Genomic DNA, 24,038 nt, shown 5'->3' with positions numbered 1-24,038 from the left:
AACTCTTTACCATGCTGTTCAAAAAACACTCACGAAAGATCAACACGCCCTAGTGATACAAAAAGAAATTTTACATTAAACACATGAACGTGGTATTTTTAAAGTTCGCTTGATTTACATTCCAACCAATAAGTGCGACATGCTTTATTAAAGCACCTGGGGATAGCCATATATATTCAAAGGAACTGATGCTTACATAATAAAAAACCCAATGACCTTATTTTAAATATACCTAGAACTAGGATATCCTCCAACGCATTAAACATAATAATAAAGGAAAATATTACTTCCTAGTAATTATTATAAGCCTCTAGGTTTAAGTTGGTATATACACTGCCTTGCGTAAAGATATATCGCTCTTCCTTTTTTGCGATAATCTCACCTTGATAACGCAATATAGCGCGCACTTTCATCTCGCCATTTCCAGCTTGAATCGGAGCAATAACAAACGAGTATTGAACGGGTAACTGAACCCCTTGATACTCTTGTTGTAAAACAGTAAAACACTGACTATCTAAAACCTGACACACATCGACGCTTAGAAATGTGCTCACTGGAGCGGTGTAATTATCAAACGTTATCCAACCAAATAGTGCTCCTTGAAGATGATTAGAAAACCCATTTGACACTGGGTTTTTGGTTGCACAACCGCTTAGCATCAATGCAAGGAATATTAAGCAATAAGAGTTCTTTTTCATAGGAGACAAGTATTCATCTAAATTGTCAGTGACAAAGTTATGGTTACCCATGGCATCAAAGCGGTTTAATCCAGTAATAAGGGGCATTTCGCTATACTCGCTATGGTTATCCGTTGTTATCTATCAAGGGCTGGAGCAATTTGACCACTGCAATTAGTATCATCAATACAGAGACACCCCTTCGTATGGAGCACGCATAGCCTCTTTGCACGGTCGCGACTATCTACTTATGAAATACATTGTTTACTGGCACCATTTAGAAAAGGGCAATCGTTGCTTTGGCAGTTCGCCAAAGTAAATCAAGCAATCATGCTTCTCAAAAACATAACTGACCTCATCATATAATGCGCTGAACCCTCGATATACAACATGCTTTCTATCCGTTCTTGCTAACTATCTATATTCTAATGAAATATCTTTATAAATAAAGGATGAACTCGATTGCATCACTTTTACACAAATCAATAAAATCAATAATTTAACAACAAAAAAATAAAAAAAAAGTCCTAGATACCACTTAGTTTTATCCTTATTACCCGCCATCACTCACAACGAAGGGAATACATTTCTGTCGTAAACAGGTCTTGTTAGCTAAAGTTAACAATCCAAAATTATAATTTATTGACAGCAGACGACTTTGTTGCGTAATTCAGTTTTAACCACTCGTTAATCCTTTATATCGACAAATTCTTGAGTTTAAACTTTTTCTATCCAGCGAAAATTGAAGCGAGCCAAGGCGAGCAGATCATGACAAGAAACGAAATGCGTCAAACGCTTTTTGAGTATATATAGGTTGATTACTATCGAACGAAAAGGCAATCTTACGATCACCTTTTGTATTCATCATTCCTATTCATCTAGATAGATTCACAAATAGGTATTCTGGTGAGTCTATCTTAAAGGTTGGCAATGAACTGCTGGTTAAACTGAGCGTTTACTTTGCGGTTAAGCTGTTCGTATTTCTCGGTCAATTCAATTTGTTGAGTCTGTAGTTGACCGGTGGTCAGGTTAGCAGTGTGAAGCTGACGCATCTCTTCCATAAAGCCATTTGTTAGCTGGCTAAAGATGGCATCTTTGCCGATGATAAAGCTAGTGAAGTTCTCTTTTACAAACGCTTGTTCATCGCTACTCAAGTTTTCTAGACCAAGGCGAGCTTGATTCGCTGAGGTCACATCATCAAACGTCGCTTTTGCCGGATCAGTACCAGGATTTAAGTACGCTGCTTCATTTTTGAAGTCTTCTGCTGTATGTGTTTGTGCGTTTTCAATCAGCTTTTGAGAAGAGCCTCTTACTTCAAATGTAGACTGTACTGGCTTGTGGTCGCTGACATTATCAAACCCTTCAGTGATAACACTGGTTTCATGGTTTTGTAAGTTGCCTGTTTTATTTGTTAAGCCAGTATTATCGAGCTCACCGAAGTCAGGTCGGTCACGACCTTCTTTTTGTTTAATATTACCAGTGTGCTTATCAAGCTGCATGTAAGTGTGACTATTAAGAGGATTGAACTTAAAGCCATGCTTGGCTAAATGCGTATCATCATGTGCGACTGGATCGTACATCACATCAGAACCTTGAGCGGTGCGTTTTTCACGCTCATTCAGATCACCAGTGATCAGAACCTCTTCATGCGGTTTGCTCCCTTCCATCAACTTGTTACCTTCGAATTCACGTTTGACTTCTTTGTTAGAATCCAAGTGTGCAGAAATGACGTTTAGAGCTTGACCATTGATCTCTAGAGCCGTTTTTACGCCACCTTTGTTACCAGTGATACCCATGAAGAATTCCATGTTTCGACCACCGATACCATGACGGTATTCAGACTCTTTTTTGACGTTAATATCGACGCCGTCTTTTGCAAAAACGGACATTGAAGTGTAGCTAACACCTTCACCAAGACCTTTCGTCATAACTTTCATTTTGTTTTGACTCAGAAGGTTCATACCATCAAGCTCAAGATCGTTAGCAAGCAATTTAGACTCTTGTTCCGCAAACAAAACCACATCATAGTCACCTTTTTGAATCAGGTTCTGGAAGTAGTTCTTTGTGTCTTCCGGCATCTTTTGGTTTGCTTGGTTATAGGTCAAAGTTAAGACCTTAACGTTGCCGCTGCCTTCTTTTTTATGCAGTTGTTGATTCATCTGATTCAGCTTTAAATCACCGTTTTTTGAAGAATCGGCTTTACTAAAGAAACGATTAAAAAAGCTTCGGTTTTCTTTTTGTTTTAGAGTAACGTCACCATCGCTATTTTTAGTTACGCTGTACTCTTTACCAAATACAGAACCAAATTTAACGGTATCGCCTTCTTTGGCGCTACTTTTAATATTTTGAATATCTGCGAGGTCTAAATTACCTCGATGCTGGCTATTAATTTGAATTGTAGACATACATTAAACTCGTATTTTAAATAAGGGAACTTAAACAAAGATCCCAGCAGGAAGTGTTTCTGGGATTGTCTCTGCGTTATCCGCTTGCTCAATAAAATGGTGCCATTGCTCCATTCTTTCTAACAGTTGCTGAAAAGTGTTCTGCACATAATCTTGAGGTTTGTTTGAGAGAAAAATAACCTTGTAGCTCGTTAACCTTCGGCTATCGGGCATTAGACCGATACCGAAACCACCACGGAAAGGTTCCAGAGCATGTTCACCAATCGCGATAGCAATCGTTTCTGGAAGAGGGGTTGGCAACTCCACAGGGCTGGTGAGAGACATGTGTAAGCTAATGGTGGTTTCGTTCTTAAATACGGTTAAGAAAAGTGCTTCATCATGATTATTCGTATCCGATGATAACTCACATTGAAATAATCCGTTTTCATCAAAATCCACGCCGTTACCTAAAAAACTGATACTTTCCTGATAAATATCCATTGTGTTCCTTCTGTGTATTTTTCTGAGGGTTCTTATTCGTAGTGAGAAGAATTATAAAGATGAGGGAATGGCAAGATATTAAATACGGGCGGAAGTTTTTATACTCAATGAACTTTAAGAGGCTTTGATGCTTAATTTAGTTTAGAGACAGAGTCGCACCGTTTCGTGTGCTTCTTAGTCAATACGACAAGTTTTATAACCCAGTAAGCTTGTTCAACGCTTTGCTCATCGCATAAGTTTCACCCACCTGTGCATTGTAATTTCTTAAGCTCATCGTCCTCCTAGTAACAGAGAATGAATGCATTGTTGCTTAAATCAGTTGAACCTTTTCCAAGTCTTGTGATCTGATCCTTTATGGTAGTTAGAACGGTGGTGACATGGGTAAAGCGGAAAAGAAGATAACTAACTGGGCGGAATACAATAAGGCTCTGTGCAAGCGTGGTAGAGGTTTTCAGTATTCTGATACCGCGATTGAAACTGCCTTGATGATTAAGGGGATCTTCTATCCGCCATTACGTGCTCTTCAAGGCTTTATTGATTCTATCTTTGAGCTATTGGATGTTCCACTGACGTCCCCTGACTACACCTGTATCAGCAACCGTTCGAAGACAGTTCAGGTCAAATATCGCAATAAATCCAAAGGAGCTATTCGCCATATAGCGATTGACTCGACTGGTCTCAAAGTTTTTGGCGTCGTTGAACCTCAAACTGATTTGATCAACAACGCCGAGAATGAGTGGATTCCATACATCGCGGAAAATCTAAAGTAAAATGGCTATGAACTTATGCTAGGAGTGGGTTTTATTATTGGGTTGATAATCGCAACAAAGCGTAGATAAGCGTGTCAATGATCTCCTCAAGGAAGAGTTCTTGCTGACTCAGGACAAAAATCTTAACGAGTTAAAACGCTTATTGAAGAGTTGATACATACGTCTAACGAAATTAGGCGGCATTTCAGTCTAGGTGTGAATTTGCCAAATAAAATGCATGAAAAAAGCCAGTAACTTGCATTACTGACTTACTAAAAATTGCCAACCTACTTTAGAAGAAGGGGACTCTAATCCGCAGTGGTTTTAAACGGTAGGAGCAGATGCTCGCCATGCTTGGTTTTGGCTATCAGCAATTGAGCGAAACAGATCCCGCAGCTCTTTAAGCATACTATCTTGAAAACCAATATTTTCGTCAGCTTTCTGTTTCAATGCTTGTGCACGTGTCGCTAGAACTTCATCTTCTTTACCGCGAGCCTGAGCTTTAGTTTGCTCTACATTTGATGCTGAGTTTGCCATCTGACTAAGAGACTGAAGAATCGAATTTCGCGCTTGATTAGAGGTGGTAGCTTTGTCAAACTTTCGCCCCCCTTTTGTCAATTTATCAGTCAAATTACCAAGACGGTCTTGCCCGACATCCTGAACACGCTTTAACTGTTGCTGTTGAGTTTTCGATAACCCACCATTGTTCAACAAATCATTAGCCTTATCTACACCAGCTTTTTGTGTTTTCAGTAATGTATTAGTCGATGCTTCCGCTTTAATTTGTTTACCAGCTTTAGCAGAACCTATTCCGCCCAAAATTGCCGTTACACCGGCTAGAACTCCTGAAACTACAGCCATTGCGATCATCGCTTTAGCAGATTTATTTAGCTCTTGTGCTTGACTCTTAAGGCTCGCTACATTCGCTTCAACCGCGATTTCACGTTCAAGTGTTTGTTGTTCTCGGCTTAACTTCGAAACTTGGTACAGTAAGGTCATCAAAGCAAGAGATTCCGAAACCGTATTTGACGATGATTGAGTTCCAGATTGACCATGAAGTGCTTTTTCTAGGGTTTTCATAAGCAGATTTGCTGTTGGTGCCAAAGCGGTCATCAGCTTTTCAACCACGCGAGCTTGTTCTCCACTTTTCGGCGCTTTAGGTCCTTCCAAAAGATAATGTTTAGCACCTGACACCGCCGTCTCATCGTTACCACGAACCGCTGCTTCGGTTTTTGTCTCGGGGGCTTTTTCAGCCTTAGTCGTTTTATCTATCTCACCCAAACCGTATAGATCTGCATTCCCAGTCTTACCAATTTTATCTAACATAAATCCTCCTTAAACCGTCGCTGGACGATTCATTACCGTTTCCATCGTTTCGCTTTTCGCCTGAATCATCTGCATGATGACATTCATCAACTCTTGGAAACCTTCCATCATCTTAGCGATTTCTTTTTTAAGCTTATCAATAACCGATTGAGTCAGCACCTTCTCCGCTTTCTGCTGAGTAAGATCCGCATTAATTTCTGTCACTTTAGCTTTATTATTGGAATGAACACTATCGGCAGAGCCTTTACCAACATTAGAAAGAAGATCTAATGACTCTGCAGCAAATCGAATACCTTTAGCTGTCGTCGTGGCTGCTTTAGAACCCATATCTGCAACTTTTGCCATATTAGCTGCCGCTTTAGTCGCAATATCAGTGATTTTTTGTGCTACTTTACTGGCACTTTTCCCCGCCAATTTAGCAATACCGCCCGCAGCCGCGCCGCCAAACGTCACAACAGCCCCAATAACCGCAACCGCAATCTCTAAAGCCATCATAACTTTGCTGAGAGCATCGACATTAATGCCAGCTTCTTTCATTGCATTTTGAACAGCTGGTTCTTGCATAGCCATACTGACTACACCCAATACACCACCGGCAATCATTAGTGCACCAGCTGCTGCTCCAACACCAGTTGCCACCATTACAGCGCCCACTATAATCGAAACTGCGGCACTGACCCACCCAAATATCTTGGAAACCAGACCCGATTTTTTCGCTTCTTTAGCCGCAGCTTCAGACTCTTTGAGTTTTTGTTCGTTATCCTTTATTTCTTGTTCGTGTTTCGCTTTCGCTACTTTTACTTCTTGGATCTTAAGCTTGTTTTGTACGCTCTTCAGTTTGTCTGTGATAGCAGCTAGCTCTACCTCAAAGTCATCGGCTGACCCTGCCAGGATTTTCACTGCTAGTGAGCCCGTGTTGTCGGCGACCGCATGTAAAACCTTGGCAATCGAATCAACGATTTTTTGTAGTTGATTCATGGCTTTCAGCGTTAATTCATTGACCTTATCGCTAACTGCAGCGTTCGGTGCATCAAGCTGAACTTTAACTTTACCAGTGTTCGGTACTTCAGATTTTTTACCTTTTACGTTTTCAACCGTTACTGAAGCTGACACGTGAGATGCAGTCTTAGTAACCTTATCTAACATTGTTTGACCAGAATCCGGTAAGTATGCCTGACTCTGAGTGCGGTCTAGTGCAATAGAATTCATATTCTAGTTACTCCTTTTGTTTTTCACCGCTTCTAACATGATGCCTGCGCGTTGATGCAAATCTGCATACTCTGGTTTTCCGGCAGACATCCCCTTCGCGCTGTAAAACCCACTCTCTGCCTCTGTTAATTGCTCAAGTTTTAGGTAACACTCTGCAGAGTGGAAAGGTGGGCGTGGGTCATTAATATCTACAAGCGCTGCATAACTGTAGGCGTCAATCGCCTGCAGGTACTCACCCAGTTCTTGACGAGCAGCTCCTAAACCAATAAAAAATCGTGCTTGGTAGTGGTCAAGCATGCTAAGCAGTTGGAATATCTTACCGGCTTGCTCTATTTTTCCTGATTGGAAAAAATTGAATCCAACAGCGTAAATGTGCTCAATGGTATCTGCTGATACATCGTGCAGCATTTTTAACGTTCCACCTTCCTCAAGAAACGAAAGGAGTTCCTCTGCTTGCATTTGAGATGGGTCAGTTACCGGGTTTTGTGTAGTCATGGTTATTTATCCTTAAATCGCTCGTAGGATTGCTTGCAAAATATTGTGGTACTTTTGAACAAATTTATTCATAGCTTCAACAGTTGCGTTGTATTGGGAACTGATGTCGCTTAACGCAGTAGTTTTTAACTGTACAGAATCGTTAATTGGCTTCGACTTACTTGAAACCGAGCTAGAAAAATTACTAAGGTATTTGTTATCTGTATTGTTATAATATACATCGCGACTAACAGTCACTCCTGCATTCTCTAAAAATTGTTTGTGAGTAAAGTATTTAACTCCATCAGAACCAACCCTTGGAGTTATATGTTTTTCTAAATACTTAAACTCCTTACCTTTTTCAAACTTTTGTTGAGTCTCATATCCGAAATGTTTATAAGTAAAATGCTGCCTGTCTGGATAATAATGCCCATCACCAGTACTTGAGTTAATTATCTCCGATAACTTTGTACTGATGGTAGTCTGGACTTGACCAAATATTTTTAGTTTAGTCGTAAGCTCTTGGAGTTCCTCTTTCTTCTCGTTACGCTTTTCAAGACGGTTCACTCGACGCTCATTTAAAGAAAACAGCACGCGCTCATCAAAACGATCGCCAATAGTCGAATCAATCACAGATAACAAATCACGAGAGGTTAACGAGTGCTCAGCTTTAACATCTGCTTTCCTTTGACCGTCAGTCCCTACCGTTATTTTCTTTTCATCTTCTGTGATTTTACTTAAACGAGCTTTCAGAGCGGCTAGGTTACTCATCATTTTTTTATGACGAGTGGCAAAGTCGATACCAACATCTTTCCTCAACATCATTTTTTCAAACTGAAATCTTATATCTCGTGCTGTATGCTGTTTTATTTGGTCAACCTGTTGTTGTGGAGTTTGGAACTTCTGCACTTCGTGAAGACTGCTATAAAAGGCATCGACTTGAGTGTTTATAAGACTCACAGCCATATTCGAGAATAAGCTAGAGAGCGTTATATCCGTAGATGAGCTCCTTAGCTTTGCAATTGCCGCATCAAGTACTATTTGCAGCTTACTAACCGAACCTGCTCCATAAGCATTTGCGTATTGACCTTTTACTTGGTTCACCAGATCGTTCAGCCCTCCTCTAAGCTCCTGCTTAGACATACCTGGAAGCCAAGTGATTTTATTTGCCAAAAGTTGTGCATCACTGCCACTTAGCGTAAGACCTGCATTATTTAAAGATCTAGTAAGCTGTGCTAAAACTGCTGCTTTGAAGCTTTCTTTCGTTAATAAATAATCCGAGTTATTTAGCTCGTTGATGTCTACCGAACCTAGATTGCGAAATGCATTACGCAAAAAAGAAATAGCGTTCTCACGAACCTTACTAGAGCTCATTTGCTGAGAAAGTGAATTTATAAACACACTGATCTTCGCAGTAGCTTGTTTAAGTGCATCGGCATCTAAGTTAGCTATTTGTTCTTCTTGGGTACTCTGGCTTCCTAAGCGGAACTGATTGATAAAGTCTGTAGGGAGCGAATTGTCTACCTTGTCACTTAACTGCTTTTCGAACCAAGTTCGGAATTGGTAAGTAAGTGTTTTGTTGACTCCGTTTACCAAGTCTTGAGGTGAAATCTGACCATTCACCGCTTGATTTTGCAACGATTTCATCCAATGAGCAGCAGTATCAACTGCAGCAGTGCCAGTAAATGCTGCTTGTTTTTCTAGTAGTTTCCTCAATGAATTGGCATAAAGATCAAGGCTATCTTGTTCACTACGCCCTAACACCTTAGGCAATTGACTAATCAACGCCTTCAACTTAGCCGCATTTGGCTCCCCTAAAATATTAGCCAATTTATCAGCCAAACGATCCTGAAATGAGGTCTGCGGCTCTGGTCGAGGTCCTACCCCACCTACTGGGTTTCTTCTGTTTATATCCGTCATTTAAAAACCTTTAAATTACTATGCCACGAAGTAACACAGGCCGCTTGCGCCTAGAGCCTTCGGCATTAGTGCCGTGGAGCGGATGTTGTTGTTGTCTGCGGCGTTGTACTTCCTCGAGCAATTCATGTTCTGCTTGTTTCATCAGTTTGGGATCGGCGTTTAACCCATCAAGCAGAATATTTCCTGCTACTGGACCAACACCTAATCCTTCAAGTAGTTCATTGAACACTTCAGCTCGGTCATCTGCAGTAAGGATAGCAAGTTCTGATTTTTCAATGGTTTCGGTAAAGGGTTGCTTCATCTTGATACCTATATTAAAGCGAAGCATCTATTAGATGCTGTCAGTAACAGTCGAGAGTTTTTACTTTCTTTCTCTTTTTAAGTGGGCGGTAGTCACTCAGGCGCAAGTAGTACCAATCATCTTGTTCATCGTGACTCGCACCACAGGCTCCCAAATAGAATTGCGCTAATCTTTGGTTACTCATATTGCTACCACGCAATACGTCAACGTTGCCACGAATGATCCAGTTGAGTGGGTACAATCGGATAGCATGTTCTGCGAGTAAAAACAGTGCAGAGAAAGGATTGCTCAAACCTTGGTTTGGAGTAATTCTTCGCAACAAAACGATGATAATTTCACCATCGTCTACTCGGAACACGAGCTCCATACCGTCGTATTCGTAGCGATGGCCAAGTAAGATAGTGCTTTTCTGCCAGAAATAAGGCCTCACTTTGATTCCTGACGTCACTAAAGACTGACTGAGTACACATGCCATTACATTCCCACCCTGCCTAAAGGTTGAATATTAATTTGTTGCGTTAGTTCTTGAAAAGACAGCACTGGCAGATCGTAGTATTCAGATTCAATCAATTTTCGCACGTAACGGCGTACGTCCATTGACACCACTAACACTGGTTTATTTGGCATACGGCTCAAATCACCAACTGCTTGCTTAACGTCGCTGACAAACTGTTGAGTAACGGAAGGGTCAAGCGCTAAGTAACTGCCCGACGAAGTCTGACGAATACCGTTACGGAGCATATCTTCCAAGCTCTGATCTAACAGGTATGCTGGCAACATATTTTGACCGCTGGCGTACTTGTAACAAATATAGCGTTTCAAACTTGAACGGATGTATTCAGTCAACTGAACCACGTCTTTTTCTTTTTGTCCCCACTCCACCATTGCTTCTAAGATCACTCGTAAGTTACGAATAGAAATATCCTCAGAGACAAGGCGTTGTAGGATTTCCGTCATTTTTTGCAAAGGCACAATACGCTGTGTCTCTTTTACTAATTCGGAATAACTGCCTTCCATTTGCTCTAGCAAATAACGAGTCTCTTGGATACCGATAAAATCTTGGGCGTACTCTTTTAGCACATGAGAAAGGTGGTAAGTCAAAATACGGTCGGGAGTTAAAAAGCCCACTTGGCTGTTTTCTAGTTTTACTTTATGACTGTGGTCTACCCAAATACTCGAAATTCCCGGTAGAAAATCGTCATCTTTCTCGTAAGGTATACCAAGCAAATCGATCTGCTCATTATCTTCTGTCACCAGCAGTTTTAAGCTTTGAATCCGACCGCGGGCAACTGGCACTTCTTGCAATTGAATCAAGTATTCACCGTTGCTCATCCCTTCGTTAAATCGTAAGTGAATCCCCGGGAACGGCACGCCGAGATCTAGGTACAACGCTCGTCTTACTCGTGCGAGCTCATCATTCAAAGCGACGGCTTCTAAGCTCTCTTGTAAGCGAGCATCCAAATCGATTAGCAGCGGTACCGTCATAGCGAACTCTTCTTGTTCACCTAGTTTTCCTTTGCTGTTGCGCTGAGGTGCCGCTTTGTTCGATTTGGCGGCTGGCGAGCCCGCGCCTTGGGCAACAAAACTTGGTAAGTCGGCACTGCTTAATTTACTTTGTTGTTTTTTGTTATGGAGTAAGAAAAAGCCGCCACCACCGACTACAATAGCAAGAACAAAGAAGGTAACCTTCGGGAAACCGGGAATAAGCGCAAACAACACTAGCAACACACCGCCAATCAACAAAGCTCTTGGTTGTGCTGTAACCTGTGCTCCGATATCTGAGCCTAGGTCAGAGGACTCTTCATTCGAAACGCGCGTCACAATAATACCGGCAGTAATCGCGATAAAGAGAGCCGGAATTTGCGATACCAGGCCATCACCTACGGTCAAAACAGCAAATAGCTCCAATGCTTCCGACGCTGACATGCCTTTTTGAGTCACACCTATGGTTACACCGCCAAGAATATTCACCACGATTATCACCAGACCAGCAATAGAGTCTCCTTTTACGAACTTCATCGCCCCGTCCATAGAGCCGTACATTTGGCTTTCTTTTTCAATCACTGAACGGCGATGACGCGCCTCATGAACATCGATTACCCCGGCGCGCATATCGCCGTCTATACTCATTTGCTTACCCGGCATCGCATCAAGGGAGAATCGAGCACTGACTTCCGCTACCCTTTCTGAACCTTTAGTAATCACCATAAACTGAACGATTGTGATGATCAGGAAAACTACGATGCCCACGACCAGGTTACCACCCACGACGAAGTTACCAAAGGTAGAAACGATTTGACCAGCATCACCTTGCAGCAGGATAAGTCGTGTTGTAGTGATAGAAAGTGACAAGCGAAATAGTGTAGTGATCAACAGAACCGCTGGGAATGCAGAGAACTCTAGGGGGGATGTAATGTAGATAGCAATCATCAATAAGACGACCGCTATACTCATGTTGGTACCGATAAGTACATCCACCAATGTCGTAGGTAAAGGCAAGATCATCATAAAGACGATTGCCAGTAGCATCACGGCAAGCATGATGTCTTTACGCTGCCCAACCTTGTTAATAATATCGATCAACTTATTCATTTGGTTCACTATTTAGAGATTTTATATAACAGCGATGAGCGCGGCGCGCGCCCTCAACATCATCTTGTTTCCAGCGGGCTTGGCTAAGACAAAACCATAAACCAGCTTCATTAGAGTTGTTGGCTTCCAACAAGCTTTCGCACAGTTCGATTGAACGAGCGTACCGCCCTAAATCCAGGCATGCTACCGCTAATGTTTGGCGAGCTTCTTTATGCTGAGGTTCGATTTCCAACAGCGCTTCGAGTAACATAATTGCTTGTTTAGGTTTTTTATATTGAACTTGGAGAGCCCCGTGGATAAGCAATAGCTCCACATCTTTTGCTTGTAACATGGGAGTTAAACCTGAATCAGTAGATTCAACGCCATGGTGAGATAACGTTGATCTAATTGAGTAGTTTGCAACGTTTCCGCTGCTTGAGTTAGCGTATGAGAACCATTTTTCTTCGCCAAGTCTTGAAGTCTTTGCAGAGTTATATCAAACTGCTGACGGTATTTTTCTGGGCGAAGTAAGTCTGTATGTGTAATCTTTGGCTTAGCGAGTGGCATCAAGTACTGCTCTGAAGGGCGAAGTTCATACAATTTCTCTAGGTGCGTCGCGATGGCTTGACCGTCAGGTAGCAGTTGAAAACGTTGTGGAAAGTCGCTTTCGACTTGCTCAAGAGAGATATGAGCAAAACTTTCAATACCAACGTTTAATGTACTAATCCGATTCATGAGTTCACCACGTCGTTATGCAAACGAACTAGCAACGCGAATGCTTGTTCTATGGTTGGTAAGGTAACTTCATCGCCTTCAATTTGCGCTGAGAAAACTAACGCTTGTTCATCGAACAGCCCAGTTTTAATAGTGAATGGCCACCCTTGCCCTGAATGACAAAAGCTCAGTGCCTTTTTAATTGACTCATTAGATTGATGCCATGGCAGCGCTTTTACCAACATAAGAAACAAACAATCCTGATATTTCTCAAGGTACAAGGTGCCGCTTTGTTCAAAGCTCAACTGAACACGTCCAGCCGACGAGAAATTTACGGCTTCAAGCCCCATTCCTCGGCAAAAATCATCCACTGACGCATCAATCCAATTCATCGTTCCAAATTTCCTCTTCTTCTAAATCAATCGCTTCATCAAGCACTTTTTGTATTGCTTGTATTAGGTTTTGCCGCTGTTCTTCGTCGTTAAACACATCAATGGAAATATGCCGAACTAAGTTGTGCAGTTCTCGTAAAAAACTAATTTGTCGCTCAATGGCCCCCAACTTCATGGCGTTCACTAAGTTCCATATCTCTTCGCTTCCCACCCAGCGCTGCTCAACTAAGTCGATGACATCCGACATTAAATCAGTAACTTGATAAGCCATGGCTTGCCTGCTGAGGTTTAAACATCTGATAGATATTACTAACTTGATCTTGAAGGGTATTCAGCGTCTTAAGTTTTTGCATATCTGACATCAAAAGCTGCAGCTTAACCGAATCAATATTACTGCCTTGAACACTTAAATCTGCACTCATACCTTGCAACATAAAGTCGACGGCGGTGGACACCTCTTTTTCACCAAATCGCTCAACCACATCCTTGTATGCCGAGCCTAAGCCTTGGTAACTGTGTACTGTGTCACGATAGAAACCGCGTAGTTGGTGCAAACTGCTAAAGTCTTGCTCTTTGCTATATTCATCAGCAAAGCTCGACACACGAATCTCGGTATCAATCTGAGACCAAGAATCTGGATTTTGCTCAAAGTTCAGAAGGGCTTGGTCAATCAGCGCCAACAGATTCTTACTTTCTGGGTTCGCTCCGAGAAACTTTTTTACCGCCTTTAATGCAAGGTACTGGTGACTCTTCTCTTCAGAAAAGCCATTAAGGTAAGCTTGTAGCTGCGCGATCGTTGATAAGTTGCCACCCGCCATCTTGGTAGCAAGGTCTTTGATCTTTTGGTTCTTCTCAAGATCAGGAACTTTCCTTAAATATTCAGACACCAACTCATGAGCTTCATTAACCCGAAGACCACCATCTTTTACTTTACGTTTGGTTAGATCTTTTTCTGCTTTTTCTGAGCCTAATGACGTCAGCTCCTCCATTGCGTCAAATAATGATTGAGTAGCATTGTGTACTCGGACGCTCTCGCCTCGATAGTTTCCACCAATTGACTCCCCAGAACGTACGTACTCATGACCGCTTCGAATTGGCGTGTCAAACTTGTTACCCGTTGCAATTTGATTGTTGATAATACTCACTCATTTGCACTCCTTTCGTACAATATGACTTGAGTGTAAATGTTGTATTTGCAATAGGCTGTCAAAATCAGACGTGTTTTTTTAGGGCATTTTTAGTTTTCTAAAAACTCCCGACCAATAGTCACTATAAATACTGCCCCATCCTTTCTACTCTATCACTACCAGTTATTACGCATATTTCCTAAATTGAACGATTTCTCATACATCACCGAAACGCAACAATCTGCTATCAGACAAACTCGTTTGATACAAATCCGCGGCCGAGTTACTCAAGTTACTGGCACCATCATCAAAGCCGTGGTTCCTGGTGTTCGTGTTGGGGAACTTTGTGAGTTGCGCAACCCTGACCAAACCTTGTCGCTTCTCGCGGAAGTGGTTGGTTTTCAGCAACATCACGCGTTACTTACTCCACTTGGAAACATGCTTGGTATTTCCTCCAACACCGAAGTGAGTCCACTTGGAAAAATGCATGAAGTAGGCGTTGGCAACCACTTGTTAGGTAAGGTACTGGATGGACTGGGTCGCCCGTTTGATGGCACCCAAAATAAAGAACCGAGTGCTTGGTATCCAGTTTACAAAGATGCACCGCCACCGATGCAACGAAAATTGATCGAAAATCCCATCTCCATGGGGGTTCGTTCGATAGACGGATTACTCACCTGCGGCGAAGGACAAAGGATGGGTATTTTTGCCGCGGCTGGTGGTGGTAAAAGTACCCTACTCGCCAAGTTCATCCGCTCCGCTGACGTTGATGTCACAGTTCTCGCCCTTATCGGCGAAAGGGGGCGTGAGGTTAAAGAATTTATCGAACACGACCTTGGTGAAGAAGGCATGACAAGGGCGGTGTTAGTCGTAGCAACCTCAGATAGACCTGCAATGGAACGTGCCAAAGCTGCGTTTGTGGCCACCTCCATCGCAGAGTACTTCCGTGACCAAGGTAAACGCGTCCTACTGCTTATGGATTCTGTCACTCGCTTTGCCCGAGCTCAACGTGAAATCGGCTTGGCAGCAGGTGAACCACCAACACGACGAGGTTATCCGCCTTCTGTTTTTGCTGCATTGCCAAGACTGATGGAACGTGCTGGCCAATCAGACAAAGGCTCCATCACCGCTCTGTACACCGTACTTGTAGAAGGTGACGATATGACAGAACCAGTTGCCGACGAGACCCGATCAATACTTGATGGTCACATTATTCTTTCTCGGAAACTGGCCGCAATGAACCACTACCCAGCCATTGACGTGCTTCGTTCAGCAAGCCGTGTAATGAACCAAATCGTGGATAAAACTCATCAAGCATCGGCAGCTCATATGCGTGAAATGCTGGCAAAATATGAAGAAGTTGAACTGCTGATTAAAATTGGCGAATACCAACATGGTGCTGATAACCGCGCGGATATGGCCATTGATCAAAGTGATGATATCCGAGCGTTTTTACGTCAAGGCACACACGAAACAAGTGAGCTCGACGAAACCGTGACTCAGTTACAAGGACTCGCGGGCTTATGATCGAGCAGTTACTAGAGATCAAAACGATTCGTGCCGAGCGAGCTGACAGTGCAGTTCAGCAGCAAGAGTACCGAGTCAACAACGCCCTCTCTATAAGGCGAAAATCCGAGCAGTCCGTAGTCGATTATCACCAATGGCGAAAAGAAGAAGAAGAGCGACGATTTACCAAAGCGAAGCAGAAAATGGTGGTGCTAAAAGAACTCGAGATATTGCGACAAGAAATCGCACTATTGAGGGAAAGAGAAGCCGATTTAAAGCAGCGAGCCGCTGAAGCCAAAAAAGTATTGGAGCAAGAAGCTCAACGGCTCAAAGAGAGAAAAAAAGAAGCAATCGCCGCTCATAAAACCAAAGAAAAATTCATTCAGCTAAACGAACAAGAAATCGCTGAACAAATACGTCAAGTGCAGTACCAAGAAGAGCTCGAACAAGAAGAGTTTCGTAGTGCCATTGTTTCATAGAAGGTAAAAATGCGAGTCAAACACGATCACCCAGACACAGCAGAATTTCCCAAAAAGGTTCGACAGAGTCCCGCGACTAACGTCTCGGAAGAACTTGAATCTATCTTTAACAATGCTCTGAAGCCTAAAACTCAGCCAGCCAATCTTCAGCAAAAGAGTGCCAAAGACCAAGCTGATTCAACGGATTCAACGGATTCAACGGATTCAACGGTTTCAACGGTTTCAACGGTTTCAACGGATTCAACGGATTCAACGGATTCAACGGATTCAACGGTTTCAACGGATTCAACGGATTCAACGGATTCAACGGATTCAACGGATTCAAGCGCATCTCTTGATGGCTTGTATCTCGATCCCAAAGACATTATTGACGGTTTCCCAAAAGGCTTGAATACTCAACCAGCGCCAATCCAGTTTGATGGTAAAGCCGCTACCTCTGTGCAAAACGTCTTGAATGGTCAGCGACTAAAGCCCGATACGACAGTAAAAGAAGCGGTAACCTTAAGTAACGCGCAGATTAACACAGAAGCGAAAGCTACGTTGTCCGCATTTGAAGAGAAGCTAAAACCCTTAAAGCGCATTGATTTACATCATTCAACCTCTGAAGTGGGCACCAAACTGCACTCGGCGGCGAATATAAACCAACCGACTACTCAAGGTGATGTGATCCTAAAGAGTATGGAGGCGCAAACACCTCACAGCTCGGCAAGAAACGTGAACGATCTGATTAGTAAGTTGGTCGAAAAGATCTATGTTTCTCTCCCAAAAGCGAACGAGAAGGAGGTCCGACTGTTTCTCAATGAAGGTCAATTGAAAGGTGGTGAGATCTCCATTAAGCACGACAGTTCTGGTTACAGCGTCTTAATTAAACAAGAGCATGCCCTTTCGCTAATCAACCCAAACGCTAAACAAGAATTGGTTGAGCGCTTACAACGCTTGGGGATTGAACAACCGATTCGAATCTCAATCAGCGAGCAAATGAACCAACAACAAGATCAACAACGTTCTCGACAACAACGCAGTATTTATGATGAATGGAAGCCTGAGGACGAATGATGATACTTAATTTCCCTAAAGTCGACGCATCAAGCATCTCGCTAAGCAATCAACTATGTGCGAAACAATGCCACTTTCAAGATAGCCTGAGCAACAGCCTGTCGGTTACGCTAGGGCCAAAACCTCAATTTACTGGCTATCGTTTGGCGTTATTCATTGGAGGGCAAACGATCAAAATAGATTTTTGTGGTGCGCAATTACAGTTGTGGTTACATGACATGCTTGACTCAACGGCTTTTGAATCACTACCAAACTCATTGCAATTGGCGTTACTCAATAGCCAGATTGAACCATACACCGATGTGATTAAACGTCTTTTTGGGCAGCTTCCTGTCTTAAGCAAGTTACAACCTCTTGAACAGCAAACTCAGCAAGAGAATGTATTGATGCTCACCATCAACCGTGATGACGCATCTCTTAGCCTCTGGGTGCATGAAGGTCGAGATGTGCTACTTGGCGCGTTGCCACAAGCACCATCTTACCTAAGTCAAAATATTGCACTACCATTCTGGTTGAGTTTTGGCAAAACACGTTTGGCAGTCAGCCAATTCGAGCAACTGGAATTGGGGGATGTGGTGTTTTTCGATGATTGCTACATCGCACAACATCAAGTGCTCTTTCAGATATCCAATCAAAACCTTTGGCGATGCCAACTCGACGAAACCATACTCCACATCCTAGATAAAGAAACCAATATGAACGATATCAATAGCTCTGAAGTACTTACCGACCACAAGCAACTGCCAATTGAACTCACTTTTGATGTTGGTCAGCAAACCATAACTTTAGAACAACTTAACGCGCTACAACCTGGCTTTACCTTTGAGCTTAACCAGCCAATTTCAAACCCGGTCACTATGCGAGCAAACGGAAGAATTATTGGTGAGTGTGAACTTGTGAGCATCAATGAACGCTTAGGTGTTCGCGTTCTCGAATTGTTTGGCGGTAGTCAGGAGCCAGCATGATCCAGTTACCTGATGAACTGAACCTAATCGTCACGCTCGCCCTACTTGCTTTGGTTCCTTTCATTGCAATGATGGCGACCTCTTTCGTAAAGCTTGCTGTGGTGTTCTCTCTATTGAGAAACGCACTGGGTGTACAACAAATACCACCCAATATGGCGCTGTACGGATTGGCGATAATTTTGTCGATCTTCATTATGGCACCAGTAGGATTTGAAACCTACGACTACGTTACACAACATGAAATATCCCTAGAAGATTCCGACAGTGTTGAAGGGCTGATTGAAAGCGGACTGCAGCCATATCGAGAGTTTTTGAAAAAACACATCCGTGAAACTGAAACGGTGTTTTTTACCGATGCTGCGAGAACCTTGTGGCCACAGAAGTACTTCGACCGCTTAGAGTCAGACAGCTTATTGTTGTTACTCCCCGCCTTCACGGTCAGTGAACTAACTAGGGCATTTGAGATTGGTTTCTTGTTGTATCTGCCCTTCATCGCTGTCGACCTAATCGTGTCCAACATCCTACTGGCAATGGGGATGATGATGGTATCGCCGATGACAATTTCGCTACCATTCAAACTACTGCTTTTTGTGTTACTTGACGGTTGGACCAAGCTAACTCATGGCTTAGTACTCAGCTACGGATAGTGAGGAGAGAAATATGAATCCGGCCGAAATAATCCACTTTGCCACTCAGGCTTTAACGCTTGTTCTATTCTTGTCGCTGCCACCGATTCTGGTTGCGGCGTTTGTTGGCACCTTAGTCTCACTCATCCAAGCACTGACTCAAGTTCAAGAACAAACGTTGGGGTTTGTCGTTAAACTGATTGCCGTCATAATTACCTTGTTTGTTACCGCACAGTGGTTGGGCGCCGAGCTGCATTCGTTTGCAACCTTGACCTTAGATAAAATCCCACAAATACGATGAGTTACGATGATTTGCACCACGCACTGTTCCTGTACAGCTTAACGCTTCCTAGGTTAATGGCTTGTTTTATATTCCTGCCGATCTTAAACAAGCAAATGCTGGGTGGCACCATGGTGAGAAATGGAATCTTGTGTTCTCTTGCACTTTTTATATTTCCTATAATTAATCAACAAAATTTACCTGCAGAAACGGATGGAATCTGGTTAATGGTTATCTTGGGGAAAGAGGTGTTATTGGGTCTGCTCATTGGCTTTATTGCGGCGATCCCCTTTTGGGCAATCGAGGCGGCAGGCTTTCTCGTGGATAACCAGCGAGGCGCAGCCATGGCGAGCATGTTTAACCCCACCCTCGGTTCGCAATCGACGCCAACGGCGGTATTGTTGACTCAAACTCTGATCACTTTGTTCTTCTCGGGCGGTGGCTTTGTCACTTTTCTTTATGCGCTATTTTCCAGTTACTCGTCATGGCCTGTGATAGGTTTTTTTCCAACCATAACAGAAGGGTGGGCACGCTTTTTCTACGACCAATTTGAGCAATTAATGTGGCTTGGAGTTTTGATGTCTGCGCCTATAGTACTGGCGATGTTCCTTGCCGAGTTTGGGCTTGCGCTCATCAGCCGATTCGCACCACAACTCAACGTTTTCTTCTTGGCAATGCCGATCAAAAGTGCCATCGCCAGTGTGTTATTGATTGTGTATCTGGCTCTGATGATGAACCACTTTCAAGCACTTTTCTCTGAAATCGCACTGTTCTCAGAGCAGCTAAACACTATTTGGTAATCGCTAGAGTCTGCTTATCTCTCGAACTTATTTTTGCAGCGACTTGTAGATTGTTCTTGCAAAAATAGATGCTTTGAAATGTGGTAACTCTATTCGATAAACCTATAATGCAGTGGAAAGAAACCACAAACGCCGTCCAAAGAGTTCAGCTAAAACGTTTTACTCTTTGTTGAGAGGGATTTACTTAGAACGATTCGGCGAAAAGGAATTAGCCGTCCGCCTCTCACCTGATTAAAACGCTTTATCTCGAACAAAATTCAACCAAAATAAATAAACAGGTCCTAATAATGAGCGGAGAAAAAACTGAACTCCCCACCCCAAAAAAACTCAGGGATGCCCGCCAAAAAGGGCAAGTTGCAAAAAGTCAGGAAATCATTTCATCTTCATTGATTCTGTCTTTGATTGTCGTGTTGTTTGCATTCGCCGATTACTATATGTCGCACATATCTGCCCTAATTTTACTGCCAAGCAAATTGGCATATCAGGGCTTTCAAGATGCACTACTCGACGTAGCTATCGCCATCGCCAAAGAAATGGTTTATCTGCTTGCGCCGATCCTCTTGATTGCAACCTTAGTCGCCATCATGGCTAACATGGGACAGTTCGGCTTTCTATTTAGTGGCGAGTCTGTCAAACCGGACATCAAGAAGATCAATCCAGTCGAAGGGGCAAAGCGAATTTTTTCGTTAAAGAGTATCATTGAGTTTATTAAGTCCATTCTCAAAGTTTCGTTACTTTCATGCATTATTTGGATAACGCTGAAAGGTAACTTAAACACGTTACTGCAGATACCTACCTGTGGGTTAGAGTGTGTACCGATCATCACTGGCGTATTAATCAAACAATTAATGATGATCTCTGCGGTAGGCTTTATTGTGATTGCCGCAGCCGATTTTTCTTACCAAAAGTTCGACCACACTAAACAGTTAAAGATGACCAAAGATGAAGTGAAACGTGAATACAAAGAGATGGAAGGCAGCCCTGAAATAAAAAGTCAACGTCGTCAACTGCACCAAGAAATGCAAACTTCTAACCAAAGAGATAACGTTAAACGCTCGAATGTGCTGGTTACAAACCCAACACACATTGCCATCGGTTTGTACTATAAAAAGGGCGAAACACCTCTGCCTGTGATTACCCTAAAAGAGACTGATGCGATGGCAAAGCGTATGATTGCGATTGCCAAAGAAGAAGGGGTTCCGGTGATGCAGAAAGTACCGCTCGCACGTGCGTTATATGTGGATGGGCAGTTAGACCAATACATTCCTGGCGATCTTATTGAAGCCACCGCAGAGATCCTGCGCTGGGTTGCGTCTCTGGAGCAATCTGAAGAGCAATAAGCGAGAAAACTATGTGGTTCAAGGTAAATATCGCTAGTACTCGACTCACTCAACTTGAAGATACAATTTTTAAGACATGAAAATGATCCATTTCTCCGTAAGCTATTGGTTGTGCATTACACCAGGCTCAATCGTAGAGCAAAGAAAGTAGAGGTCTCATTTAAGCCAAAAACGAGAAAAGCAATACAGCACCTAGCCATTGATGCGACTGGCCAATGGTTGATGGCGAAGGTGAATGGAAAGTCAAAAAACACAAGACAGATGGCAAGCGGAGAGTTTGTCGATATCGTATAACTCAAAGCATGAGCCGTCGTGGTAATTGTTGGAACGCCTGTTTTGAAAGCTTTTTCCACTCAATGAAAGTAGAAGCTGTCCAAGACGAGCCGATAATGATGCGAGAAGAGATGCTTCAAGCACTCTTTGAATACATCGAAGTTGTTTATAATCGAACAAGAAGGCACAGGGCTCTTGGGTATCTAAGCCCAATTAACTTTGAAAAACAATATGTCGCTTAATACCTTCTCCAGTCTAACTGGAGCAGATCATTAGGGCGAATGTCAAAGCTATAAACAAAGTCATAGGACTAGGTATGCCTGTTAGAAGCTAACTATTAGTCAAATATGGCGTCGTTGAACCTCAAGCTGATTTGATCAACAACGCCTACAAGAACAGATTCACACGATTGAACATAATGATAGTGGCTATATACCCAATCAACTTGAAGATGCAGGCTTGAGAACTTGAATTTATCATTAATTCGAGATGTCAAAGAGCCTGCGATCTCTGGAAGAGTCACAGTAAAAAATTGACCTATTGCCGCCTTGAAATCCCGTTTGCTTTTGAAGTAAACATTGTTCCTCGACTTCTCATTCATTACTTTCCATAGCCGCTCTATTGGGTTTAGGTTTGGGCTATAAGGTGGAAGATAATGCAGTTCGATATTTAGGACAAACGCCGCATCTTTGACTAAGTCACTGCGGTGATATCCTGCACCATCTAAGATGATATGAAGCTTATGGGCTAACAGATAGCTCTCTCTTAACTTACAGAAAAAGTGAACAATACTTTCACTGTTAATGCTTTCGTAATCGTGAACAATGGTGGCACCAATATCCGACAGGTTCAGTGCACCAATAATGTTCAACCTGCTGCGATTACCCGTTGTTTCAATCACTTTATCCTGACCAGTACGTATCCAGCCATGAGATATTTTGGTTGATAAGGTTGGGTGAACAGCGTCGATAAAAACTATCGTTTCACCCTTGCCACAGCTTGCCTTTAGTGATTTATAACCATCTATGAAGGCTTGTTGTTTTGCTTCATCAAACTTGTGTGGAACGCCTTTCGGCTGCTTGTAGCTAAAGCCATTGTGGTGAAGCCATTTGTTCATACCAGAAACCGTGTAATCAAGTCCAAATGTCTCTTTAACATAGGCGACAATTTGATGAGTATGAGAATAGGTTTTCTCAGTCAAATGCTAGATTAGGTGCATGGTTTGAGTAGCAGAAAGTTTACTTTGGCTTCCGCCATTTTCAGGCTTAAGTTTTTCAGAAAGAACGTAGTCACTGAGGTGACGTGCAACGGTCGATTCATTAATACGAAGGGCTTGTGAAATCATAGTCTGACTCCAGTCTTCAGAAGCTAGCAAAACAGCCTTAATACAGTCGCAAACTCGACTGTCACGTTCATTGTCGTGCATTTGTCCGAGTTGTAGTTTCTGTTGAGGAGTCAGTGTAATTTTCATGGCTCGTAGCATGATCCTGATTCTAAAGAAAATCAAGCATCTTCAATGATCACGGGTATAAATACCAATCAAATTTGCTCTAATTATTCATTTTTTGAATTGATATTAAATTTAAATTGATATTAAATCTGAATTGGGTTTATATATATGCGATTTAACGTAATTATAAATATAATGGAGATATAAATGAAAAAAATCATTGCAGTAATACTTCTAGGAGTAACATGTTCTGTCTTAGCTAAAGAAGTGCCGGTTAATTCACCAGAAGTAGATTTGTTGCTTAGCAATAATACTATTCATGGTGTTCATTACGGGAAAAAAACAGTTCAATATTTTTCCGATTCAGGAACAACGTGGTGGATGAGTAGTGGTGATGTAAAACCCAGCGAAGGCACATGGCGCATTAAAAATAATAAATATTGTTCAAACTTTGGTAGTGGGGAAAGCTGCTACGAGGTTGTCCATGATAACTCACAAGATATCTATTACTTTTTAAAAGGCGATTTCCGAGCTCCGTTTATCCCTCGTGAGGGATACACGTTTAGCTCGGTAGACTAGTTGTTTCATTTATTTAACGTAACGGCACTTAGTGTGAACCCAAATTTAGACACAAGAACAGCTCCCTATTAGGAGCTGTTCTGCGTTACGGAGTCACGCAATTGAACATAGGAATAATGAACACCAATAATTTTTTTTAGTGAGTTTTTTAAAACGTATGTCTTTTTACGGATAACCTTGTTTTTCTTAGATTCATCACTACATCAAATATGAACAATATTGCTGTTAAACTAGTTTAAAGGTTTTGTATGGCTATCTATGTAGCGCCTGGTAATAAAGTCGGGCGAGATGGGGCTCTTTTCAAGAGTGTAAAATTAATACAACAAATCATACGGTTGT

General features: G+C 42.4%; 24 protein-coding genes and 3 pseudogenes. 11 read left to right on the top strand and 16 right to left on the bottom strand.

Annotation, left to right across the window (positions count from 1 at the left end):
• Positions 1 to 290: 290 nt before the first annotated feature.
• From AB6C75_RS18510 to ati1, 3 genes are all read right to left on the bottom strand, one after another.
• Positions 291 to 785: a YscW family type III secretion system pilotin gene (locus AB6C75_RS18510; protein ID WP_017096461.1), complete on the bottom strand. Its 495-nt coding sequence runs from the start codon at positions 783 to 785 to the stop codon at positions 291 to 293.
• An 809-nt stretch (positions 786 to 1,594) separates the two neighbouring features.
• Entirely contained in the window at positions 1,595 to 3,082 is a 1,488-nt protein-coding gene (locus AB6C75_RS18505; protein ID WP_017096459.1) for a VPA0450 family T3SS effector inositol phosphatase, read from the bottom strand.
• Positions 3,083 to 3,112: 30 nt separating this feature from the next.
• Positions 3,113 to 3,562 (bottom strand): Ati1 family type III secretion system chaperone, encoded by a 450-nt coding sequence (ati1, locus tag AB6C75_RS18500; RefSeq protein WP_017096458.1) that lies wholly within the window; start codon positions 3,560 to 3,562, stop codon positions 3,113 to 3,115.
• A gap of 377 nt (positions 3,563 to 3,939) precedes the next feature.
• Here ati1 and AB6C75_RS18495 point away from each other — a divergent pair.
• Positions 3,940 to 4,254: pseudogene (locus AB6C75_RS18495) on the top strand (transposase); the annotation flags it as partial.
• A 381-nt stretch (positions 4,255 to 4,635) separates the two neighbouring features.
• Here AB6C75_RS18495 and vopD read toward each other — a convergent pair.
• From vopD to sctW, 12 genes are read right to left on the bottom strand one after another with little or no spacing between them, the layout of a single operon-like run.
• The gene (gene vopD, locus AB6C75_RS18490; protein ID WP_305373704.1) at positions 4,636 to 5,637 is read right to left on the bottom strand and encodes a type III secretion system translocon subunit VopD; all 1,002 of its coding nucleotides are present in this window, start codon (positions 5,635 to 5,637) and stop codon (positions 4,636 to 4,638) included.
• A 9-nt stretch (positions 5,638 to 5,646) separates the two neighbouring features.
• Complete coding sequence (sctE, locus tag AB6C75_RS18485) at positions 5,647 to 6,846, bottom strand: type III secretion system translocon subunit SctE (protein WP_017096455.1); 1,200 nt, start codon at positions 6,844 to 6,846, stop codon at positions 5,647 to 5,649.
• 3 nt (positions 6,847 to 6,849) lie between these two features.
• A complete protein-coding gene (locus AB6C75_RS18480; protein WP_017096454.1) occupies positions 6,850 to 7,341 on the bottom strand; it encodes a SycD/LcrH family type III secretion system chaperone in 492 nt (163 codons plus the stop codon).
• Positions 7,342 to 7,353: 12 nt separating this feature from the next.
• Positions 7,354 to 9,240, bottom strand: a complete 1,887-nt coding sequence (locus AB6C75_RS18475) for a virulence-associated V antigen (RefSeq protein ID WP_372046956.1) — start codon at positions 9,238 to 9,240, stop codon at positions 7,354 to 7,356.
• Between the two features lie 10 nt (positions 9,241 to 9,250).
• Positions 9,251 to 9,541 carry an LcrG family type III secretion system chaperone gene (locus AB6C75_RS18470; protein ID WP_017096452.1) on the bottom strand — a complete coding sequence of 97 codons (291 nt, stop codon included), beginning with the start codon at positions 9,539 to 9,541 and terminating at the stop codon, positions 9,251 to 9,253.
• Between the two features lie 40 nt (positions 9,542 to 9,581).
• Positions 9,582 to 10,016: an LcrR family type III secretion system chaperone gene (locus AB6C75_RS18465; protein WP_017096451.1), complete on the bottom strand. Its 435-nt coding sequence runs from the start codon at positions 10,014 to 10,016 to the stop codon at positions 9,582 to 9,584.
• The gene (gene sctV / locus AB6C75_RS18460) at positions 10,016 to 12,142 is read right to left on the bottom strand and encodes a type III secretion system export apparatus subunit SctV (RefSeq protein WP_102249940.1); all 2,127 of its coding nucleotides are present in this window, start codon (positions 12,140 to 12,142) and stop codon (positions 10,016 to 10,018) included. Before sctV ends, AB6C75_RS18465 begins: the two co-directional genes overlap by 1 nt.
• Positions 12,126 to 12,464, bottom strand: a complete 339-nt coding sequence (vscY, locus tag AB6C75_RS18455; protein WP_017096449.1) for a type III secretion system chaperone VscY — start codon at positions 12,462 to 12,464, stop codon at positions 12,126 to 12,128. Before vscY ends, sctV begins: the two co-directional genes overlap by 17 nt.
• 5 nt (positions 12,465 to 12,469) lie before the next feature.
• A complete protein-coding gene (vscX, locus tag AB6C75_RS18450; RefSeq protein WP_017096448.1) occupies positions 12,470 to 12,847 on the bottom strand; it encodes a type III secretion system protein VscX in 378 nt (125 codons plus the stop codon).
• On the bottom strand, positions 12,844 to 13,218 hold the full coding sequence (sycN, locus tag AB6C75_RS18445; RefSeq protein ID WP_017096447.1) for a type III secretion chaperone SycN: 375 nt from the start codon (positions 13,216 to 13,218) through the stop codon (positions 12,844 to 12,846). Before sycN ends, vscX begins: the two co-directional genes overlap by 4 nt.
• Positions 13,205 to 13,489 (bottom strand): TyeA family type III secretion system gatekeeper subunit, encoded by a 285-nt coding sequence (locus AB6C75_RS18440; RefSeq protein WP_017096446.1) that lies wholly within the window; start codon positions 13,487 to 13,489, stop codon positions 13,205 to 13,207. The genes sycN and AB6C75_RS18440 overlap by 14 nt, the downstream gene beginning before the upstream one ends.
• A complete protein-coding gene (gene sctW, locus AB6C75_RS18435; RefSeq protein WP_017096445.1) occupies positions 13,470 to 14,363 on the bottom strand; it encodes a type III secretion system gatekeeper subunit SctW in 894 nt (297 codons plus the stop codon). The genes AB6C75_RS18440 and sctW overlap by 20 nt, the downstream gene beginning before the upstream one ends.
• A gap of 186 nt (positions 14,364 to 14,549) precedes the next feature.
• Here sctW and sctN point away from each other — a divergent pair, with 186 nt between their 5' ends.
• From sctN to AB6C75_RS18390, 9 genes and pseudogenes are all read left to right on the top strand, one after another.
• Positions 14,550 to 15,872 (top strand): type III secretion system ATPase SctN, encoded by a 1,323-nt coding sequence (sctN, locus tag AB6C75_RS18430; RefSeq protein ID WP_017096444.1) that lies wholly within the window; start codon positions 14,550 to 14,552, stop codon positions 15,870 to 15,872.
• Positions 15,869 to 16,330 (top strand): type III secretion system stalk subunit SctO, encoded by a 462-nt coding sequence (gene sctO, locus AB6C75_RS18425; RefSeq protein ID WP_017096443.1) that lies wholly within the window; start codon positions 15,869 to 15,871, stop codon positions 16,328 to 16,330. Before sctN ends, sctO begins: the two co-directional genes overlap by 4 nt.
• A 9-nt stretch (positions 16,331 to 16,339) precedes the next feature.
• Entirely contained in the window at positions 16,340 to 17,386 is a 1,047-nt protein-coding gene (locus AB6C75_RS18420) for a type III secretion system needle length determinant (RefSeq protein ID WP_372108592.1), read from the top strand.
• Positions 17,386 to 18,351, top strand: coding sequence for a type III secretion system cytoplasmic ring protein SctQ (gene sctQ, locus AB6C75_RS18415; protein ID WP_372046968.1), 966 nt, complete (start codon positions 17,386 to 17,388; stop codon positions 18,349 to 18,351). Before AB6C75_RS18420 ends, sctQ begins: the two co-directional genes overlap by 1 nt.
• Entirely contained in the window at positions 18,348 to 18,998 is a 651-nt protein-coding gene (gene vscR / locus AB6C75_RS18410; protein ID WP_017096440.1) for a SctR family type III secretion system export apparatus subunit VscR, read from the top strand. Before sctQ ends, vscR begins: the two co-directional genes overlap by 4 nt.
• Before the next feature lie 13 nt (positions 18,999 to 19,011).
• Positions 19,012 to 19,278: a type III secretion system export apparatus subunit SctS gene (gene sctS / locus AB6C75_RS18405; RefSeq protein WP_017096439.1), complete on the top strand. Its 267-nt coding sequence runs from the start codon at positions 19,012 to 19,014 to the stop codon at positions 19,276 to 19,278.
• On the top strand, positions 19,275 to 20,057 hold the full coding sequence (sctT, locus tag AB6C75_RS18400; RefSeq protein ID WP_029222875.1) for a type III secretion system export apparatus subunit SctT: 783 nt from the start codon (positions 19,275 to 19,277) through the stop codon (positions 20,055 to 20,057). The genes sctS and sctT overlap by 4 nt, the downstream gene beginning before the upstream one ends.
• 287 nt (positions 20,058 to 20,344) lie before the next feature.
• The gene (sctU, locus tag AB6C75_RS18395; protein ID WP_372046964.1) at positions 20,345 to 21,397 is read left to right on the top strand and encodes a type III secretion system export apparatus subunit SctU; all 1,053 of its coding nucleotides are present in this window, start codon (positions 20,345 to 20,347) and stop codon (positions 21,395 to 21,397) included.
• 114 nt (positions 21,398 to 21,511) lie between these two features.
• Positions 21,512 to 21,912: pseudogene (locus AB6C75_RS18390) on the top strand (IS3 family transposase); the annotation flags it as partial.
• Positions 21,913 to 22,110: 198 nt separating this feature from the next.
• On the opposite strand, the pseudogene AB6C75_RS18385 reads toward AB6C75_RS18390, so the two are convergent.
• Positions 22,111 to 23,153 (bottom strand): annotated as a pseudogene (locus AB6C75_RS18385) (IS630 family transposase).
• A gap of 174 nt (positions 23,154 to 23,327) precedes the next feature.
• On the opposite strand from AB6C75_RS18385, the gene AB6C75_RS18380 reads away from it, so the two are divergent.
• On the top strand, positions 23,328 to 23,699 hold the full coding sequence (locus tag AB6C75_RS18380; protein WP_017097360.1) for a hypothetical protein: 372 nt from the start codon (positions 23,328 to 23,330) through the stop codon (positions 23,697 to 23,699).
• The last annotated feature ends 339 nt before the right edge of the window (positions 23,700 to 24,038 follow it).

Origin of the sequence: Vibrio sp. 10N.237.312.B06, from assembly GCF_041464685.1 — a bacterium.
Taxonomy (GTDB): Bacteria; Pseudomonadota; Gammaproteobacteria; order Enterobacterales; family Vibrionaceae; genus Vibrio; species Vibrio tasmaniensis_A.
This window is presented reverse-complemented; position numbering and strand designations above follow the sequence as displayed.

Bases quoted from the DNA above. Each gene is read 5' to 3' on its own strand.
- AB6C75_RS18510 (WP_017096461.1), bottom strand. From the start codon at position 785: ATGCCCCTTATTACTGGATTAAACCGCTTTGATGCCATGGGTAACCAT.
- AB6C75_RS18505 (WP_017096459.1), bottom strand. From the start codon at position 3,082: ATGTCTACAATTCAAATTAATAGCCAGCATCGAGGTAATTTAGACCTC.
- ati1 (WP_017096458.1), bottom strand. From the start codon at position 3,562: ATGGATATTTATCAGGAAAGTATCAGTTTTTTAGGTAACGGCGTGGAT.
- vopD (WP_305373704.1), bottom strand. From the start codon at position 5,637: ATGTTAGATAAAATTGGTAAGACTGGGAATGCAGATCTATACGGTTTG.
- sctE (WP_017096455.1), bottom strand. From the start codon at position 6,846: ATGAATTCTATTGCACTAGACCGCACTCAGAGTCAGGCATACTTACCG.
- AB6C75_RS18480 (WP_017096454.1), bottom strand. From the start codon at position 7,341: ATGACTACACAAAACCCGGTAACTGACCCATCTCAAATGCAAGCAGAG.
- AB6C75_RS18475 (WP_372046956.1), bottom strand. From the start codon at position 9,240: ATGACGGATATAAACAGAAGAAACCCAGTAGGTGGGGTAGGACCTCGA.
- AB6C75_RS18470 (WP_017096452.1), bottom strand. From the start codon at position 9,541: ATGAAGCAACCCTTTACCGAAACCATTGAAAAATCAGAACTTGCTATC.
- AB6C75_RS18465 (WP_017096451.1), bottom strand. From the start codon at position 10,016: ATGGCATGTGTACTCAGTCAGTCTTTAGTGACGTCAGGAATCAAAGTG.
- vscY (WP_017096449.1), bottom strand. From the start codon at position 12,464: ATGTTACAAGCAAAAGATGTGGAGCTATTGCTTATCCACGGGGCTCTC.
- vscX (WP_017096448.1), bottom strand. From the start codon at position 12,847: ATGAATCGGATTAGTACATTAAACGTTGGTATTGAAAGTTTTGCTCAT.
- sycN (WP_017096447.1), bottom strand. From the start codon at position 13,218: ATGAATTGGATTGATGCGTCAGTGGATGATTTTTGCCGAGGAATGGGG.
- AB6C75_RS18440 (WP_017096446.1), bottom strand. From the start codon at position 13,489: ATGGCTTATCAAGTTACTGATTTAATGTCGGATGTCATCGACTTAGTT.
- sctO (WP_017096443.1), top strand. From the start codon at position 15,869: ATGATCGAGCAGTTACTAGAGATCAAAACGATTCGTGCCGAGCGAGCT.
- AB6C75_RS18420 (WP_372108592.1), top strand. From the start codon at position 16,340: ATGCGAGTCAAACACGATCACCCAGACACAGCAGAATTTCCCAAAAAG.
- sctQ (WP_372046968.1), top strand. From the start codon at position 17,386: ATGATACTTAATTTCCCTAAAGTCGACGCATCAAGCATCTCGCTAAGC.
- vscR (WP_017096440.1), top strand. From the start codon at position 18,348: ATGATCCAGTTACCTGATGAACTGAACCTAATCGTCACGCTCGCCCTA.
- sctS (WP_017096439.1), top strand. From the start codon at position 19,012: ATGAATCCGGCCGAAATAATCCACTTTGCCACTCAGGCTTTAACGCTT.
- sctT (WP_029222875.1), top strand. From the start codon at position 19,275: ATGAGTTACGATGATTTGCACCACGCACTGTTCCTGTACAGCTTAACG.
- sctU (WP_372046964.1), top strand. From the start codon at position 20,345: ATGAGCGGAGAAAAAACTGAACTCCCCACCCCAAAAAAACTCAGGGAT.
- AB6C75_RS18380 (WP_017097360.1), top strand. From the start codon at position 23,328: ATGAAAAAAATCATTGCAGTAATACTTCTAGGAGTAACATGTTCTGTC.